The sequence below is a fragment of the Reyranella sp. genome (genome assembly GCF_044224635.1).
Lineage (GTDB): Bacteria > Pseudomonadota > Alphaproteobacteria > Reyranellales > Reyranellaceae > Reyranella.
Genome location: NZ_JBGAKA010000003.1, coordinates 83,922 through 98,829, shown reverse-complemented (window position 1 = coordinate 98,829; position 14,908 = coordinate 83,922). Strand labels below are relative to the sequence as shown.

Below are 14,908 nucleotides of genomic sequence, written 5' to 3'. Positions count from 1 at the left end.
GTGGACGATCTCTTTGCCAGCCACGATGCGCTCGCCATCGCGCAGCTGATCAAGGCGCGCAAGCTCGGCGCGCGCGAGCTCCTCGATGGCACGCTGGGGAGGCTGCGTTCCCTCAATGCGTCGCTTAATGCCATCACCGATCTCTACGACGGCGACCTGCTCGAGAGGTCGGTGGCCGCCGCGGGCGACGGTCCGTTCCACGGCGTGCCCTTCGTGGTGAAGCAACTGATGGCCGACTGCGCCGGCACGCCGACGACGCTGGGCTCGCGCTTCTTCGCCCACGGGCCGGTCGCCGCCAGCGACAGCGCGGCCATCGCCGCCATGCGTCGCGCCGGCCTGGTGATCGTGGGGCGCACCAACACCAGCGAGTTCGGCCTGGCGCCGACCACCGAGCCGGCCTTCGGCGGCGCCACGATCAATCCGTGGCGCGAGGACCTCTCACCTGGCGGCTCGTCGGGCGGATCGGCGGCGATTGTGGCCGCGCGTGGCCTGCCGATGGCGCACGCGACCGATGGCGGCGGCTCGATCCGCATTCCCGCGGCATTGTGCGGCCTGTTCGGGCTGAAGCCCTCGCGCGGCCGCGTCAGCCTGGCGCCGATCGGTGAGACCCTGGCCGGCGCCGGCGCCCAGCATTGCGTGTCGATCTCGGTGCGCGACAGCGCCGCGCTGCTCGATGCCATTTCGGTTGGCGAGCCGGGCGATCCCTACCGTGCACCGGCAGCCGGCTCCTTTCTCGCAGCGACCGGGCGTCCGCCGGGCCGCCTGCGCGTGGCATTCCTGCTGAAGCCCGTCGGCGGCGATGCGCTCGATCGATCGCTGGTGACTGCGGTCGAGCGGACAGCCAAGCTTCTGGAGGAGCTCGGCCACGCTGTCGAGGAGGCGACGCCGGACTACGACATGGCCGCGAGCGGGGCGGCGCTGGGCACCATCATGGCGGCCAACACCTGGACCAACATCCAGGTGCGCGCCAACGGCCGCGTACCGGGCCCGGACGACCTCGAGCCCGTGACGTGGCAAACGGCGGAGCACGGCCGCACCATCAGCGCACATGATTACATCCGTGCGGTCCAGACCTTCCATCGCACCGGCCGGCAGCTCGGTGCGTTCTTCGAGCGCTACGACGTGCTGCTGTCGCCGACCATCGGGCGGCCGACGCTGCCGCTCGGCGCCGTGCGCATGGATGGCAGCGTCGAGACGTATCAGGAGGGGCTGGCGCCGATGGTCGCCTTCACGTCCGTGTGCAACGCCGCCGGCGTGCCGGCCATGTCGATGCCGCTCGCCTGGACGGACGACGGCTTGCCGATCGGCCTGCAGTTCATGGGTCGGTTCGGCGCAGAGGAGATGCTGTTCTCGCTGGCGGCCGCGCTCGAGCGAGCCCGGCCGTGGCGTGATCGACGACCCGTGAAGGGAGGCCTCGCATGAGGGACGCAGTACGCACCGTTGTCGTCGGCTTCCTGGCGGGCGCGTTGAGCGTGCTCGTCTTTCACCAGCTGGGCTTCTGGTTGTCGAGCAAGCTCCTCAATGCGACCTTCACGCTCTACAACATGCGTCCCGTGCCGCCGTGGGGCGTACCGACCATCGTGTCGTTGGCGTTCTGGGGCGGCCTGTGGGGCGTTCTCGCTGCGTTTGTCGTCCCGCGGCTGCCCGGTGCCCTGAGCGGCGTGCTGGGCTGGATCCTGTTCGCCGCCATCGTCGTCACCCTGGTCAACTGGTTCGTCGTTCTGCCCATCAAGGGGCAGGCCGCGGGGAACGGCTTCCGGCTGCCCGGGGTCGTCGTCGTGCCGATCGTCTATGGGATCTGGGGCTTCGGCATGTGGGTGTTCACCAGGCTGCTGCGGACGACGCTGAATTGGCGCTAACAAGGACAAAGGGAGAGCCATGAAAATCGTCGATGCCCAGGTCCATATCTGGGCGGCCAACACGCCTGAGCGGCCGTGGCCGGCACGCGCCGAGCCGCATCGCGCGCCGCTCGGCAAGGAAGAGCTTTTGGCCGAGATGGACAAGGCCGGTGTCGACGGCGTCGTCATCGTGCCGCCGTCATGGGAAGGCGATCGCAACGACATCGCCCTCGACGCCGCAGCGAGCCATCCCGACCGTTTCTGCATCATGGGCCGCTTCGATCCCGATGCCCCCGGCGCGCGCGAGCAGATCCGCGGCTGGAAGCAGCAGAAGGGCATGCTCGGCGTGCGCCTCACCTTTCACACCGAGGTTCTGCGCCAGCCTCTGCTCGACGGCCGCTTCGACTGGTTGTGGGGTGAGATGGAGAAGGCGGGCATCGCGGCGATGGTGCTGTTCCATCACGAGTACATGCATCTCGCCGACAGGATCGCCGAGCGCCATCCCGGCCTCCGGCTGGTGCTCGACCATCTTGGCCTGAAGAGCGCCAAGGACGTGCCCGAGGCGACCAACTTCGCGACGCTCGACAAGATCCTGGCGCTCGCCAGGCGTCCCAACGTGGCCGCCAAGGTCTCGGCCATGCCGTGCTACGCCGACGACAAGACCTATCCGTTCCGCTCGGTGCATCCGCACATCCGCCGCGTTTTCGACGCATTCGGGCCACAGCGCACATTCTGGGGAACCGATTGGTCGCGCCTGCCTTGCAGCTACCGCCAGGGAGTCACCATGTTCACCGAAGAGCTGCCGTGGCTCACAGGCCAGGATCTCGAGTGGGTGATGGGCCGTGGCATCTGCGAGTGGATCGGATGGAGGATGTAGTGCTTGGAACCAAGCGAACGATTCCCTTCTGGCAGGCCAAGCGCCCGCTGCTGTCGCTCGAGCGGGCGCTGTCATCGCTGCGCCAGGTGAGCCGCAAGAGCATGATCGCCGCAACGGCGCCGGCGCTCGCCACGGTGAAGGCGCGCAGCCGGCTGCAGCAGGAAGCGAAGAGGAAGGGCCGGTTCAGCGAGGGGTGAGTCCATTCCCTCGGCTTGCCTCCCCCGTAATCGGGGAGGTGCGCCATAGGCGTCAAATTACGAAGGGACCTCACCCTGAGGAGCGGCCCGAAGGGTCGCGTCTCGGATCGGGCGAAGTAACCTTCGCCCTTGGTCGGCAACAGTGAAGGGCGCCGCGACACGGCTTTTCCAACGATTTCCTGTGTGGCCCATCCTTCGAGACGGCCGCTGTGCAGCCTCCTCAGGATGAGGTTTTTGCCGTGTCCGTAGTCAAAGTTAAGTTGGCGCTTATGAGTGCCGCGCTCTTAGCGCATGAGCAGGACGCCCATGTCCGCTGCCAGAGAGTCAATCGCGGCGGCTACACCCTCCGCGTCACTGTCTCCGAGCCGCCGCCCCAGATCGGCAGGTAGGTCATCTTGTAGCCGGCGCCGCCGGTCAGGATGGGATGGATGGCGTCGGCCGATCGGGCGATGCCCTGGCCTTCCTCGAACATGTAGCGCTGCACGCGCGCGAGATCCCAGCCGTCGTGGCGGGCGATCTTCTGCACCATCTCGAGCGGCAAGAGGACCACCTGCTCGCCGCGCTCGTTCTTGCGATGCATGCTCGACATCACGATGCCGGCCCGCATCGCCGTGACGATGGGCGAGAGGATCGCCTCCGGCGTAGCACCTTCGCCGTCGCCGGGGAGCACTTCGGCAGTCCCGGAAATGCCCATCACCGTGACGGCGCTGGCATCGATGCCAAGGCCGCGCCGCGCGGTCAGGGTGGGGAAGGGGCCGTCGCTGCCCTCGGCGAAACAGAAGGTGTATTTGCCGGGCTGACCCATCGTGGCCATGTCGCCCGTCTCGGCGCGCGCGCCGCCGATGTTGCGGATGACGAGCTGCAGGGCGCGGCCGATGCTGGCGTTGGCGCGGTTGCCGGGGCCCAGGCAATTGGTGCCGGAATTGATGCCGAGCTTGCGCGCGATCGGGCCGTGCACGCACAGCGCCACGCAGGCCGTGCCGGTGGTCGTGGCGATGCCCAAAAGGTTGAAGTCGGGTTCGAGCGTCGCTGCCGCCGCCGCCAGAACTACCGGCAGCTCGCCTGGCCGGCAGCCCGAGATCACGCATTGATAGGCTACCGCTTCAGGCGTGAGCTCGCCGAACATCGGCGCCATCATGCCATGCGAGGCCATCCGGTCGGCGACGCCGGCCACCATTGCGTCGAGGCGTCGCCGGGTCGGCGGTACCAGCGGCAGGCCATCCGACAGCTCGGCGTCGGTCAGGATCTGCTGGACGGTCTCCCAGCCGGTCGTCTCGTCGACGACCGGCCAGTTACACCATTCGTCCCTCATGCGTTGCCCGTCATGCGTTGATGCGCACGCAGGCGACGGTCGTGCCGCCGAACGAGGGAATGAAGGCGGAGTGCTTGCCGGGACCACCCGCCACGGTGATGTGGATGTCCTGCGGCGAGCGCCCGATATTGAACCAGTCACCGTCAGGCTTGTGGCCGGTGCTGATGTAGGTGTCCTGGTTCTCGGGAGAGATGCGCGAAGCGTGCACGCGCGAGCGCTTGAACAGCTCCTCGCGGATGGTCTCGATGGTGAAGCCGTCGCGCTTCAGCGTGGCGGCATGCTCGGGGCCGATGATGACGAACATCGGGCCCTTGCCATAGACCGTGTTGGCGCCGGGGTTCGACATGCCGCCGGCGAAGGTGGTCAGCAGGCCGTTGCCGGTCGTGCTGCCGTGATCGTTGAGATTGTGCGGGCCTTCACCCGACATCACCGTCACCACGCTGTCGCCGGGCGCGAAGCCGCGCTGCACGTGGTACGGCATCCAGGGGTTCTCCTCCTCGTTCTCGCCGAAGCAGAAGGTGTACTTGGCGGGATTGCCCTGGGTCGAGCGGTCCATCTCGCCCGGCTTGGCGCCGGCGATGTTGAGCAGCATCAGGCCAAGGGCGCGGCCGATGGTGGCGTTGGGCCGCCAGCCCTGGCCGAAGCAGTTGGAGCCGCAATTGATGCCGAGCTGATGGCGGATCGGGCCGCTCACCATAAGCATCGGCGCGCATGAATGCGTGGTCGCCAGCGAGCCGTGCAGATTGTACTCGGGATCGAGCACGCCGCGCAGGGCGGCCGTCACCACGGGGAAGTATTCGGGCTTGCAGCCCGCCATCACCGCATTGGCGGCGATGCTCTGCAGCGTCGGCACGATCTGCCGCGGCGGCACCGGGGCATAGGGCCGGTTGTCGCCGCGCACCGTCTCGACGAACCTCGCGACCTTCTCCTCCGTCGGCAGGTAGAGCGGCATGCCGTCGCTCCAGCCCTGCTCGACGGCGAGCTCGTTGAACGCTTCGACATCCATGTCGCCGATGTCGATCACTTCCTGGTCGGCAATGTCCTTCATTTCGTGGTCGCCTCGGACAGTCCCTTGGTTGCGGCTTCGATGCGTTCGCGCAGCTCGTCGGCGTTCAAGCCACCGATGGGATGCTTGACGACGATCAGCTTGGGTTCGACCTTGCGGGCCTTGGCCTGGGCCAGAACCAGCGGCCTGAACGTCTCAGTGGCGATCACGTAGGCCGTGATGCCGCGTTTCTCGAGCTCGATGCTGTCGTGGAAACTCCACGATGAACAGCTTCCTCAATCCGCTATGGCGAGCAGCGCGCCCCGGTAGTTCGCCGCGACCTTCTCGATCACGTCGGCGGGGGCTGGCTGGCTGGCGCTGTTCTTGGCCAGGAACTCGATATTGTCGATCGGCCGGAAGGCGCCCAGCTTCTCGCGGATGCCGGCGAGCAGCTCGCGGGCATTCGGCTTGGAGTTGGACACCAGGGCGATCGCGTCGGTCGCCCAGTTGACCGGTTTGAGCTCCACCTTGGGGCCGCCGGCGGCGGCCAGGCCGAAGGTGGGATTGACGATACGCATGTCGGTTCTCCTCAGCTGACTTTCGATAGGGCCGCTACGACGGCCCGCGCCGCGCGTTGGCCGTCGGCGACGGCATCCAACAGTGTGCAGCACGTGCCGGTGCGGACGTCGCCCACCGCGAACAGCGTCGGCGACGCGGTGCGGCCCCGGTCGTCGACCACGATATGCCCGGTGGCGTCGCGTGCAAGGGATTCCGGCAGGAATTTCGCAGCCGGCGCCTGACCGACATAGACGAAGACCGCGCTGGTCGGAATCGTCTTCCGCGCGCCGCCGCTCTCGACGACGATCGACTGCAGGCCGTCGTTGCCTTCGAGAGCGACGATGCGGCCGTCGATTCGCACGACGCCATCGGGAAGGTCGGCGCCGGTTGTGTCGATGACGGTGACCTCGCTGGCGATGCCCTGCAGCTCCTCGGCCTCGTGCGCGGCCCAGCCGGAAGCGCCGGCGACGATGACCGGCAGCCCGGCATAGAGCGGACCATCACACGACGCGCAGTGGGAGAGGCCGCGTCCTTCGTAGCGATCCTCTTCCGGCAGGCCGAGGCGCCCCTTGTCGAGACCCGTGGCGATGACGACGGCGCGGCTGGTGTGACGCTCGCCATCGGCTGTTTCGATCGTCCAGGGACCTGATCCGGAGAGATTCACCACTTCGCCAAAGCCGATCTCGACTCCGGCGACAGTGGCTTCGTCGGTGAGCTGGGCGGCAACCTGCGGGCCGTCGGTGCCCTCGTCGTAATCCTGCAGGATGCCGAGATTGATCAATGCGCCGCCGGGCGCGAGCTTGTCGAGGCAGAGCACCTTGAGGCCGGCGCTGGCGGCATCGCTGGCGGCCGTCAGGCCGGCCGGACCTGCCCCGATGACGATCAAGTCGAAGTTGGGGTTTTGTTCCATCAACACACTAATCGGCTTTCGGCGGGGAAGTGCAAGCCTCTTGACTTCAGAGGTCTAATACCTAGTAATACTAGGTATGGAAGCGGAAATGCTCAAGGGTCACCTGGACGCCATCGTGCTGGCGGCGCTCGAGGCGGGACCGGCCCACGGCTACGCGATCATCGAGACCATCAAGACCAGGAGCGCGAGCACCTTCGACCTGCCGGAGGGCACGGTCTATCCCGCGCTGCATCGCCTGGAGCAGGCCGGCCTGCTGGCGAGCGCCTGGACGACGCCCGCCGGCGGACGGCGGCGGCGCGTCTATTCGCTCACCAAGGCAGGGGCGGCGGCGCTGGCCGACCGACGCAAGGCATGGGGTCGCTTTTCTCACGCCGTCGACACGCTGCTGGGAGGAGGGCGCCCATGGCCAGCGTAGAGGCGGCCAGCGTAGAGGGGGTCGGCATGATCGAACGGTACGTCGCCAACCTGCGCCGCCAGCTCGATTTCGATCCGGCCCTGGCGGAGCGACTGGCCAGCGAAGTCGAAGACCATCTGCGCGAAGCGGTCGAGGCGGATCCGGCTGGTCCGTCGATCGAGGCCGAACACCGCGCTGTCGAGCGATTTGGCCTCGCCCGGGAGATCGCCGGCCAGTTTGCGGCAGAGGCCGTTGACCGTCAGGCGCGGCGGACGTGGTTAACCTTGCTGGTCGCGGTTGTCGTCACCTTTGTCGCCATGCGCCTGCGCATCATGGGACTGGACGACAGCGCCGGACCGGCGCTCGCACCTCTGATCGATCGCTACGGCTTCCTGGCGGCGCTCGCGGTGAGTGCCGTCGGCTGGCTCGCCTTCCGTCGCTCGCTGCTCGCGCCGACGCTCTGCCTCGTGGGCCTTGCGGCCTCTATCACTGCCGGGGTCGTCCGGGCCGGCCTGTTCGATCAGGGTGCGCCGCTGCTGGTGCTGCTGGCGGCCGCCGGCGAGTTCGCGCTGCTTGGCCTGTTGCTGGTCGAGGTCGTGGGCTTCGGCCGGCGACTGCGCCGGACTGCTTCGTTGAGAGGAGCCACTCCATGAACGGATGGCGTCTGTTTGGCGTGCTGACGGCACTTCTTCTCGCCATGTCGCTGGCTCTCCTGGCGATGAGCGGCTGGGATCTCGAAGGTGCTCGCCTGGTCATCCGAGCGACGGCGCGCACCTCGCTGCTGCTGTTCGTGCTCGCCTTTACCGCCAGCGCCCTGGTCGAGCTGGCGCCGGGTGATCTGACGCGCTGGCAGCGTCGCAATCGGCGCTATCTCGGCGTGTCCTTCGCCGCCTCCCACTTCATCCACCTCGCGGCGATCCTGGCGCTCGCCACGCTCGACCGGGAGCTGTTCTGGAAGCTCACCAACCTCACCACCATCGTGCTGGCGGGGACCGCCTACCTGTTCATCACGGCAATGACCGCGACGTCGTTCGACCGGACGGCTGCCTGGCTCGGTCCGCGCAACTGGCGGCGTCTGCATCTGGTCGGCGGCTGGTACATCTGGATCAGCTTTGCCGTCGCTGTCGGCAAGCGCGTGCCGCTCGACCGCTTCTATTGGCCGATGGCTGCCCTGGTCCTTGCCGCCGCTGCGGTCCGCCTCATCGCCATGGCCCGCCGCAATCGGCGCCGCCCCGCGCTGAGCGCGTGAAGCCATGGGTGTCGCCTTGAGACCAGCCCCTCGTCGGTGGTGGACGATGGTGAAGATCCGCGCCGACCTGTCGGCCGTGCCCAAGAAGCTTGCCATCAGCAACGACGACCGCTCCTGCAACTGGATGGCGACAGCGCCGTGACGTTTCGGGGAGTGTACGGCAGCGCAGCACGATAGGGTCTGTGCCGGGAGCGCGCCACTCCGTGGCGCTCATGCGTGATTCAATAATTGAAGATCACGCTCTACGATCGCCCGGACTGGTATATGGACAGCCGAGGCGCTGAGGGATGGGGCGAGGCATGATGATCATCCGAATGCTGGTGTTTGCCGTCCTTGGCGCTTTGGCGGCGGCAGCGGGCGGCGCCTGGGCGCAGGCCGGCCGCGAGCCGATCGACTGGTCCACCGTGTCCCTCGACTCGATCGGCGGTGGGAAGCTGCCGACCGGCGATTACAAGGGCCATGTCGTCCTGCTGGTCAACACGGCGTCCTTGTGCGGCTTCACCGACCAGTATCGCGGGCTGGAGGCCTTGTGGCGACGCTACAAGGATCGGGGCCTCGTGGTGCTCGGGGTTCCATCGAACGACTTCGGCGGGCAGGAGCCTGGCACCAACGCCGAGATCAAGCGCTTCTGCGAGGTCAATTTCGACGTCACCTTTCCGCTCGCCGACAAGCAGGTCGTCTCTGGCCCCAACGCGCACCCGCTCTATCGCTGGGCCGCGCAGCAGACCGGGCCAATCGGCGTGCCGAGCTGGAACTTCCACAAGATCCTGATCGGCCGCGACGGCCGCGTCATCGAGTGGTTCTCCGCCGTCGGCGGCACTGGCGCCAAGCTCGAGCGCGCCCTCGAGGCGGCTTTATCCGCTCGCAACTAGGCCGCTCGGACATCAAGCTGGGCAGGATCGGTTACTCTCGACTAGGCAGCGCCACCTCGTGGCGCTCCCGGCCATGAGCATTACCGCCAGCGGAGGTTACTCCGCCTCAAGTGGCGCGTGGCTTCCGCCGACATGGTCCGCGACTTGCACGCGGTCCCTTGGTGACTGTCCATTCAATTCCACGCGGGACTGGTGGATAGTTCGCTTGCATGCACCGTCGGAAGCGTCTTAGGTCGCAGAGGCAGGGAATTCGCAAGAAGAATGGCGTACTTCACGCAACAATTGATCAACGCCATCACATTGGGGGCAATCTACGGGCTGATCGCCATCGGCTACACGATGGTCTACGGCATCATCGGCATGATCAACTTCGCGCACGGCGAAGTCTTCATGATCGGCGCCTTCATTTCCCTGATCGGGTTCATGATCTGCAGCCTGCTCGGCATCAGCTCGGCGCCGGTGGCGATCCTGCTGGTGCTGCTGATCGCCATGGCGTTCTCGGCGGTCTATGGCTGGGCGATCGAGCGAACAGCCTACAGGCCCTTGCGCGGCTCGTTCCGGCTGGCGCCGCTGATCTCGGCCATCGGCGTCTCCATAGCCCTGCAGAACTACGTGCAGCTGGTGCAGGGCGCCCGGCCCAAGCCGGGCGGGCAGGTGGTCTCGGGCGGCTTCACCCTGTTCAGCGCCGACGGCTTCGACGTGCGCGTGAGCTGGCTGCAGATCATCATCGTCGTCGTCACCGTGGCTCTGATGGGGGGCTTCACCTGGGTGATCGCGCGCACGTCGCTCGGCCGGCGCCAGCGCGCCTGCGAGCAGGACATGAAGATGGCGGCGCTGCTCGGCGTCGACGTCGACCGCACGATTTCGCTTACCTTCGTGCTGGGCGCCGCGCTGGCCGCCGTCGCCGGCATGCTGTTCCTGATGTACTACGGCGTGATCGACTTCTTCATCGGCTTCCTGGCCGGCATCAAGGCCTTCACGGCCGCTGTGCTGGGCGGGATCGGCTCGTTGCCCGGGGCGATGCTGGGTGGCCTGCTGATCGGGCTGATCGAGGTGTTCTGGGCCGCCTACTTCTCGAGCGAGTACAAGGACGTCGCAGCCTTCGCCATCCTGGTGCTGGTGCTGATCTTCCGGCCGACCGGCCTGCTCGGCAAGCCGGAGATCGAGAAGGTCTGACATGACGGGACCGCGTCTGCCAGCCATGCTCAAGGACGCAGGTCTCACCACCCTGGTGGCCGCCGCACTCGGCATCTTCATTGTCGGCTTCCGCACCGTCGACGTCGGTTCACGCACGGGCTTGAGTTTCGACTACGAGTTCGTCGATCTCGCCGTCGCGCTCGTCGTCATCTTTGTCGGCAGGCTTGGCCTGTCGCTCGCCTCGATCGGATTGCGCTGGCCCGCCATGGCGCTGGGCGTGGTCATGGCGGCGATCGGCGCGTCGCCGCTCAAGCTGCCGTCGGGATTCCTGCACTGGTTCGTCGTGCTGGGCGGTGTGCTGCTGGTGATCCGCGCGGCGTGGCCGTGGGCCAATCAGGCGTTTGCCACGGCGGCGGCCTCGCCGGGCGGGCGCACGCTCGACCGGTTCGCCGCGAAGTGGATCGGCGTGATGATGCTGGCCTTTGCGCTGCTGATGCCCTTCCTGCCGTTCGCCGACCAGAAGACGATGGACCTCGGCGTGTTGATCCTGACCTACGTCATGCTGGGCTGGGGTCTCAATATCGTGGTCGGCTTGGCCGGACTGCTCGACCTTGGTTACGTGGCCTTCTACGCCGTCGGCGCCTATGCCTACGCGCTTCTCAGCACCCAGCACGGGCTGGGCTTCTGGGCGGTGCTGCCGCTCGCCGGCATGCTGGCGGCGACGTTTGGCGTCCTGCTGGGCTTTCCGGTCCTCAGGCTGCGTGGTGACTACCTGGCGATCGTCACCCTGGGCTTCGGCGAGATCATTCGCCTGGTCATTCTGAACTGGGTGGATTTCACCAACGGCCCGGCCGGCATCGGCTCGATTCCCGGCCCGACCCTGTTTGGTGCGGTGTTCGCCGAAACGGCGCCTGCCGGCAAGCAGACCGTAGCCGAGATGCTGGGCATCCCGTTCAGCGGCAACCAGCGCCTGATCTTTCTGTACTACATCATCCTGGTGCTGGCGCTGATCACCAACCTGTTCACCCAGCGCATGCGCCGTCTGCCGGTCGGCCGCGCTTGGGAGGCGCTGCGCGAGGACGAGACGGCGTGCAAGGCGCTCGGCATCAACCCGACCAACACCAAGCTGACCGCGTTCGCGATCGGCGCCATGTTCGCGGGTTTCGCCGGCTCCTTCTTCGCCGCCAAGCAGCGCTTTATCAGTCCGGAGAGCTTCACCTTCATCGAATCGGCGATCATCCTGGCGATCGTCGTGCTGGGCGGCATGGGCAGCCAGATCGGCGTGGTCCTGGCGGCCATCCTGCTGATCGGCCTGCCCGAATGGTTCCGTGACCTTGGCAACTACCGCATGCTGGCCTTCGGGCTCGCCATGGTGCTGATCATGGTGTTCCGGCCGCGCGGCCTGATCGCCCATCGCGAGCCATCGATCCGCCTGCACCCGGTCGCCTCGGGGGGCAGCGGATGACGGCGCCCCTGATCGAGGTCGAGCATCTCACCATGCGCTTCGGCGGCCTGGTCGCAGTCGACGACATCTCGTTCGCCGGCCAGCCGCGCCAGATCACCGCCATCATAGGCCCCAACGGCGCCGGCAAGACGACAGTGTTCAACTGCATCACTGGCTTCTACAAGCCGACCATCGGTCGGCTGACGCTGCGCGGCGACCGCGACTATCTGCTCGAGCGCATGCTCGGCCACGAGATCGGCCAGCGCGCCCGCGTCGCCCGGACGTTCCAGAACATCCGTCTGTTCCCCGCCATGACGGTGCTCGAGAACCTGATGGTGGCGCAGCACAACAAGCTGATGGCGGCGTCGGGAATGAGCGTGTTCGGCTTGCTCGGCCTGCCCGGCTATCGGATGGCGGAGGCCAGCGCAGTCGAACTGGCGCGCGCCTGGCTGGAGCGCATCGATCTGATCGATGCCGCCGATCGTCCGGCCGGCGAGCTTCCCTACGGCGCCCAGCGGCGACTGGAGATCGCCCGTGCCATGTGCACCGAGCCCTGCCTGCTTTGTCTCGATGAGCCGGCGGCCGGGCTCAATCCGCGCGAATCGGCCGAGCTCAACAAGCTGCTGGTCTCGATCCGCGATCTCGACGGCATCGGCGTGCTGCTGATCGAGCACGACATGAGCGTCGTGATGAGCATTTCCGACCACGTCGTGGTGCTCGACTACGGCCGCAAGATCGCCGAGGGTGCACCGGCGGCGATCCAGCGCGATCCGGCCGTCATCCGCGCCTATCTCGGCACCGACGAGAGCGGCGCCGATGGCTGAACCGATGCTCGCCGTCGCCGGGATCGAGACCTTCTACGGTGCCATCCAGGCGCTGCACGGCGTCGACCTGGACGTAGGCAGAGGTGAGATCGTGACCCTGATCGGCGCCAATGGCGCCGGCAAGTCGACCCTGCTGATGACGATCTGCGGCAACCCGCGTGCCCGCGCCGGCAGCATCCGGCTCGACGGCGAGGACATCACCGGCATGCCGACCCACGAGATCGTGCGGCGCGGCGTGTCGCAGGTGCCGGAGGGCCGCCGCATCTTTGCCCGTATGAGTGTGTTCGAGAATCTGCAGATGGGCGCGACGTTGGGCAATCCGGCCAACTTCCAGCACGATCTCGAGCGTGTGTTCGCGATGTTCCCGCGGCTGGCCGAGCGGCGCGACCAGCGCGGCGGCACCCTGTCGGGCGGCGAGCAGCAGATGCTGGCGATCGGCCGCGCGCTGATGAGCCGGCCGCGCCTGCTGCTGCTCGACGAGCCGTCGCTCGGGCTGGCGCCGCTGATCGTGCGCCAGATTTTCGAGGCGATCGGCCGGATTGCCCGCGAGGAGGGGGTGACGATCTTCCTGGTCGAGCAGAACGCCTTCCATGCCCTGCGCCTGGCCGACCGCGGGTATGTGCTGGCCAACGGCCGTGTCCGGTTGAGCGGCAGCGGCCGCGACCTGCTGGCCAACGCCGAGGTGCGCGCGGCCTATCTCGAGGGGGGCCACGCGTGAGCCCCCTGGACACGATCCTGTACCAGTGGTTCGGTGATGAGCTGGTGCCGATCCTGCTGTTCAACCTGGTCCTGGTCGGCCCGGCGTCGTTCGCGACCGGGCACGGCGTCGCGCTGACCTGGCGCCCGTGGTGGCAGATCGTCTTCTACACAGCCTTGCTGTCCGCCACCTTGCGGTTTCTCGATTATGCCTTGGCCAACGGCGAGTTGTGGTCGGTCGGTGGCTTCGTGCTCGGGTGGGTGATCCAGCTCGCCATCGCGGCCTTCGCCTATCGGCTGACGCGGGCCCGACAGTTCGTGCGGCAATATCCCTGGCTCTATCAGCGCAAAGGCTTGCTGGGCTGGGAGGAGCGGCACTAATCTAGTCGGCAGCTCCACATCGTGGACGTTCGGGGAGTCAACAGAGGAGGCTCAACATGAAGAGGACTTACGGCGCGCTCGCAGCGGCGGCCATCGCTCTCGCGGCGACACCCGCATTTGCCCAGATCAAGATCGGATCGGCCGGCCCGATGACAGGCCAGTATGCCGCGTTCGGCGAGCAACTGCGGCGCGGCGCCACCATGGCGGTCGAGGAGATCAATGCCGCGGGCGGAGTCAACGGCCAGAAGCTCGAGCTGCTGATCGGCGACGATGCCTGCGATCCCAAGCAGGCGACCGCGGTTGCCAACAAGATGGTCTCGGACAAGGTCGTGTTCGTCGCCGGACACTTCTGCTCCGGCTCGTCGATCCCGGCCTCCGACATCTACAAGGAAGCCAAGATCCTGCAGATCACGCCGGCCTCGACCAATCCGAAGCTGACCGACGATGCTGCCGCCAAGGGCAACACCACGGTGTTCCGCACCTGCGGCCGTGACGACGTTCAGGGCGCGACCGTCGGCGCCTATATCCTGAAGAACAACAAGGGTGCCAAGGTCGCGGTCCTCCACGACAAGTCGCCCTATGGCAAAGGCGTCGCCGACGAGACCAAGAAGGCGATCAATGCGGGCGGTCTCAAGGAGACGATGTACGAGGCCTACAACGACACCGACAAGGACTTCACCGCGCTCATCAACAAGATGAAGCAGGCCAAGATCGACATCATCGTGCTGGGCGGCTATCACACCGCAGCGGCGCTGATGATCAAGCAGGCGCGCGAGCAGGGCCTGGCGGCCAAGATGATGGGCTTCGACTCGCTCGAGACCGCCGAGTTCGCCCAGCTGGGCGGCGCCGCCACCGACGGCGTGCTGATGTCGTTCCCGCCCAAGGCCGAGGACGACCCGAAGAATGCCGCGCTGGTGAAGAAGTTCCGCGACGCCAAGTACAATCCGGAAGGCTACACCCTGTTCAGCTACGCCGCGGTCAAGGCGTGGGCCGAGGCGGCCAAGAAGGCCGGTTCGACCGATGCGGCGAAGATTGCGGCGGCCCTGCGCGGCGGCAAGTACGACTCCGCCGTCGGCGTTCTCGAGTTCGACCAGAAGGGCGACATCAAGAACCCGGTCTACGACATCTACCTCTGGAAGGACGGCAAGTCGGCGCCGATCAAGAAGTAGACGCACAGATTTCGAGGAAGAAGGGCCCGGTTCGCCGGGCCCTTTTTGTTGAGAGTCATGAACTC

The 14,908-nt window shown here is 66.9% G+C and carries 19 protein-coding genes; 14 read left to right on the top strand and 5 right to left on the bottom strand.

Features of this window, described 5'->3' with window-relative positions; translation table 11 throughout:
• Genes ACILR9_RS04045 through ACILR9_RS04030 form a run of 4 tightly spaced genes read left to right on the top strand, consistent with a single transcriptional unit; the run spans position 1 to position 2,912 of the window.
• Positions 1 to 1,422 (top strand): amidase, encoded by a 1,422-nt coding sequence (locus ACILR9_RS04045; protein WP_395708614.1) that lies wholly within the window; start codon positions 1 to 3, stop codon positions 1,420 to 1,422.
• Positions 1,419 to 1,859 carry a hypothetical protein gene (locus ACILR9_RS04040; RefSeq protein WP_395708613.1) on the top strand — a complete coding sequence of 147 codons (441 nt, stop codon included), beginning with the start codon at positions 1,419 to 1,421 and terminating at the stop codon, positions 1,857 to 1,859. The genes ACILR9_RS04045 and ACILR9_RS04040 overlap by 4 nt, the downstream gene beginning before the upstream one ends.
• Positions 1,860 to 1,878: 19 nt before the next feature.
• On the top strand, positions 1,879 to 2,715 hold the full coding sequence (locus tag ACILR9_RS04035) for an amidohydrolase family protein (RefSeq protein WP_395708612.1): 837 nt from the start codon (positions 1,879 to 1,881) through the stop codon (positions 2,713 to 2,715).
• The gene (locus ACILR9_RS04030) at positions 2,715 to 2,912 is read left to right on the top strand and encodes a hypothetical protein (protein ID WP_395708611.1); all 198 of its coding nucleotides are present in this window, start codon (positions 2,715 to 2,717) and stop codon (positions 2,910 to 2,912) included. Before ACILR9_RS04035 ends, ACILR9_RS04030 begins: the two co-directional genes overlap by 1 nt.
• A 337-nt stretch (positions 2,913 to 3,249) precedes the next feature.
• Here ACILR9_RS04030 and ACILR9_RS04025 read toward each other — a convergent pair whose 3' ends face one another.
• The 5 genes from ACILR9_RS04025 to ACILR9_RS04005 form a co-directional block, all read right to left on the bottom strand.
• Positions 3,250 to 4,224, bottom strand: coding sequence for a hypothetical protein (locus ACILR9_RS04025; RefSeq protein WP_395708610.1), 975 nt, complete (start codon positions 4,222 to 4,224; stop codon positions 3,250 to 3,252).
• Positions 4,225 to 4,234: 10 nt separating this feature from the next.
• Positions 4,235 to 5,272 (bottom strand): hypothetical protein, encoded by a 1,038-nt coding sequence (locus ACILR9_RS04020; protein ID WP_395708609.1) that lies wholly within the window; start codon positions 5,270 to 5,272, stop codon positions 4,235 to 4,237.
• Positions 5,269 to 5,439, bottom strand: a complete 171-nt coding sequence (locus ACILR9_RS04015) for a hypothetical protein (protein WP_395708608.1) — start codon at positions 5,437 to 5,439, stop codon at positions 5,269 to 5,271. Before ACILR9_RS04015 ends, ACILR9_RS04020 begins: the two co-directional genes overlap by 4 nt.
• Positions 5,440 to 5,505: 66 nt before the next feature.
• On the bottom strand, positions 5,506 to 5,787 hold the full coding sequence (locus ACILR9_RS04010) for a hypothetical protein (protein WP_395708607.1): 282 nt from the start codon (positions 5,785 to 5,787) through the stop codon (positions 5,506 to 5,508).
• Positions 5,788 to 5,798: 11 nt separating this feature from the next.
• Positions 5,799 to 6,677, bottom strand: a complete 879-nt coding sequence (locus ACILR9_RS04005) for an NAD(P)/FAD-dependent oxidoreductase (protein WP_395708606.1) — start codon at positions 6,675 to 6,677, stop codon at positions 5,799 to 5,801.
• 88 nt (positions 6,678 to 6,765) lie between these two features.
• Here ACILR9_RS04005 and ACILR9_RS04000 point away from each other — a divergent pair, with 88 nt between their 5' ends.
• The 10 genes from ACILR9_RS04000 (at position 6,766) to ACILR9_RS03955 (ending at position 14,843) form a co-directional block, all read left to right on the top strand.
• On the top strand, positions 6,766 to 7,092 hold the full coding sequence (locus tag ACILR9_RS04000; RefSeq protein ID WP_395708605.1) for a PadR family transcriptional regulator: 327 nt from the start codon (positions 6,766 to 6,768) through the stop codon (positions 7,090 to 7,092).
• Positions 7,080 to 7,724 (top strand): hypothetical protein, encoded by a 645-nt coding sequence (locus ACILR9_RS03995; protein WP_395708604.1) that lies wholly within the window; start codon positions 7,080 to 7,082, stop codon positions 7,722 to 7,724. Before ACILR9_RS04000 ends, ACILR9_RS03995 begins: the two co-directional genes overlap by 13 nt.
• Positions 7,721 to 8,320 (top strand): hypothetical protein, encoded by a 600-nt coding sequence (locus ACILR9_RS03990; protein WP_395708603.1) that lies wholly within the window; start codon positions 7,721 to 7,723, stop codon positions 8,318 to 8,320. The genes ACILR9_RS03995 and ACILR9_RS03990 overlap by 4 nt, the downstream gene beginning before the upstream one ends.
• Positions 8,321 to 8,619: 299 nt before the next feature.
• The gene (locus ACILR9_RS03985; protein WP_395708602.1) at positions 8,620 to 9,192 is read left to right on the top strand and encodes a glutathione peroxidase; all 573 of its coding nucleotides are present in this window, start codon (positions 8,620 to 8,622) and stop codon (positions 9,190 to 9,192) included.
• A 261-nt stretch (positions 9,193 to 9,453) separates the two neighbouring features.
• A complete protein-coding gene (locus ACILR9_RS03980) occupies positions 9,454 to 10,368 on the top strand; it encodes an ABC transporter permease subunit (RefSeq protein ID WP_395708601.1) in 915 nt (304 codons plus the stop codon).
• Position 10,369: 1 nt separating this feature from the next.
• Positions 10,370 to 11,794 carry a high-affinity branched-chain amino acid ABC transporter permease LivM gene (livM, locus tag ACILR9_RS03975; RefSeq protein WP_395708600.1) on the top strand — a complete coding sequence of 475 codons (1,425 nt, stop codon included), beginning with the start codon at positions 10,370 to 10,372 and terminating at the stop codon, positions 11,792 to 11,794.
• Positions 11,791 to 12,597, top strand: coding sequence for an ABC transporter ATP-binding protein (locus ACILR9_RS03970; protein ID WP_395708599.1), 807 nt, complete (start codon positions 11,791 to 11,793; stop codon positions 12,595 to 12,597). Before livM ends, ACILR9_RS03970 begins: the two co-directional genes overlap by 4 nt.
• Positions 12,590 to 13,315 carry an ABC transporter ATP-binding protein gene (locus ACILR9_RS03965; protein WP_395708598.1) on the top strand — a complete coding sequence of 242 codons (726 nt, stop codon included), beginning with the start codon at positions 12,590 to 12,592 and terminating at the stop codon, positions 13,313 to 13,315. Before ACILR9_RS03970 ends, ACILR9_RS03965 begins: the two co-directional genes overlap by 8 nt.
• The gene (locus ACILR9_RS03960; RefSeq protein WP_395708597.1) at positions 13,312 to 13,674 is read left to right on the top strand and encodes a DUF6867 family protein; all 363 of its coding nucleotides are present in this window, start codon (positions 13,312 to 13,314) and stop codon (positions 13,672 to 13,674) included. Before ACILR9_RS03965 ends, ACILR9_RS03960 begins: the two co-directional genes overlap by 4 nt.
• A 56-nt stretch (positions 13,675 to 13,730) precedes the next feature.
• A complete protein-coding gene (locus ACILR9_RS03955; protein ID WP_395708596.1) occupies positions 13,731 to 14,843 on the top strand; it encodes a branched-chain amino acid ABC transporter substrate-binding protein in 1,113 nt (370 codons plus the stop codon).
• Positions 14,844 to 14,908: the final 65 nt, after the last annotated feature.

What these genes read in the sequence shown, in the direction of transcription:
- ACILR9_RS04040 (WP_395708613.1), top strand. Translation starts at nt 1,419, where the DNA reads ATGAGGGACGCAGTACGCACCGTTGTCGTCGGCTTCCTGGCGGGCGCG.
- ACILR9_RS04035 (WP_395708612.1), top strand. Translation starts at nt 1,879, where the DNA reads ATGAAAATCGTCGATGCCCAGGTCCATATCTGGGCGGCCAACACGCCT.
- ACILR9_RS04025 (WP_395708610.1), bottom strand. Translation starts at nt 4,224, where the DNA reads ATGAGGGACGAATGGTGTAACTGGCCGGTCGTCGACGAGACGACCGGC.
- ACILR9_RS04020 (WP_395708609.1), bottom strand. Translation starts at nt 5,272, where the DNA reads ATGAAGGACATTGCCGACCAGGAAGTGATCGACATCGGCGACATGGAT.
- ACILR9_RS04010 (WP_395708607.1), bottom strand. Translation starts at nt 5,787, where the DNA reads ATGCGTATCGTCAATCCCACCTTCGGCCTGGCCGCCGCCGGCGGCCCC.
- ACILR9_RS04005 (WP_395708606.1), bottom strand. Translation starts at nt 6,677, where the DNA reads ATGGAACAAAACCCCAACTTCGACTTGATCGTCATCGGGGCAGGTCCG.
- ACILR9_RS04000 (WP_395708605.1), top strand. Translation starts at nt 6,766, where the DNA reads ATGCTCAAGGGTCACCTGGACGCCATCGTGCTGGCGGCGCTCGAGGCG.
- ACILR9_RS03995 (WP_395708604.1), top strand. Translation starts at nt 7,080, where the DNA reads ATGGCCAGCGTAGAGGCGGCCAGCGTAGAGGGGGTCGGCATGATCGAA.
- ACILR9_RS03990 (WP_395708603.1), top strand. Translation starts at nt 7,721, where the DNA reads ATGAACGGATGGCGTCTGTTTGGCGTGCTGACGGCACTTCTTCTCGCC.
- ACILR9_RS03985 (WP_395708602.1), top strand. Translation starts at nt 8,620, where the DNA reads ATGATGATCATCCGAATGCTGGTGTTTGCCGTCCTTGGCGCTTTGGCG.
- ACILR9_RS03980 (WP_395708601.1), top strand. Translation starts at nt 9,454, where the DNA reads ATGGCGTACTTCACGCAACAATTGATCAACGCCATCACATTGGGGGCA.
- livM (WP_395708600.1), top strand. Translation starts at nt 10,370, where the DNA reads ATGACGGGACCGCGTCTGCCAGCCATGCTCAAGGACGCAGGTCTCACC.
- ACILR9_RS03970 (WP_395708599.1), top strand. Translation starts at nt 11,791, where the DNA reads ATGACGGCGCCCCTGATCGAGGTCGAGCATCTCACCATGCGCTTCGGC.
- ACILR9_RS03965 (WP_395708598.1), top strand. Translation starts at nt 12,590, where the DNA reads ATGGCTGAACCGATGCTCGCCGTCGCCGGGATCGAGACCTTCTACGGT.
- ACILR9_RS03955 (WP_395708596.1), top strand. Translation starts at nt 13,731, where the DNA reads ATGAAGAGGACTTACGGCGCGCTCGCAGCGGCGGCCATCGCTCTCGCG.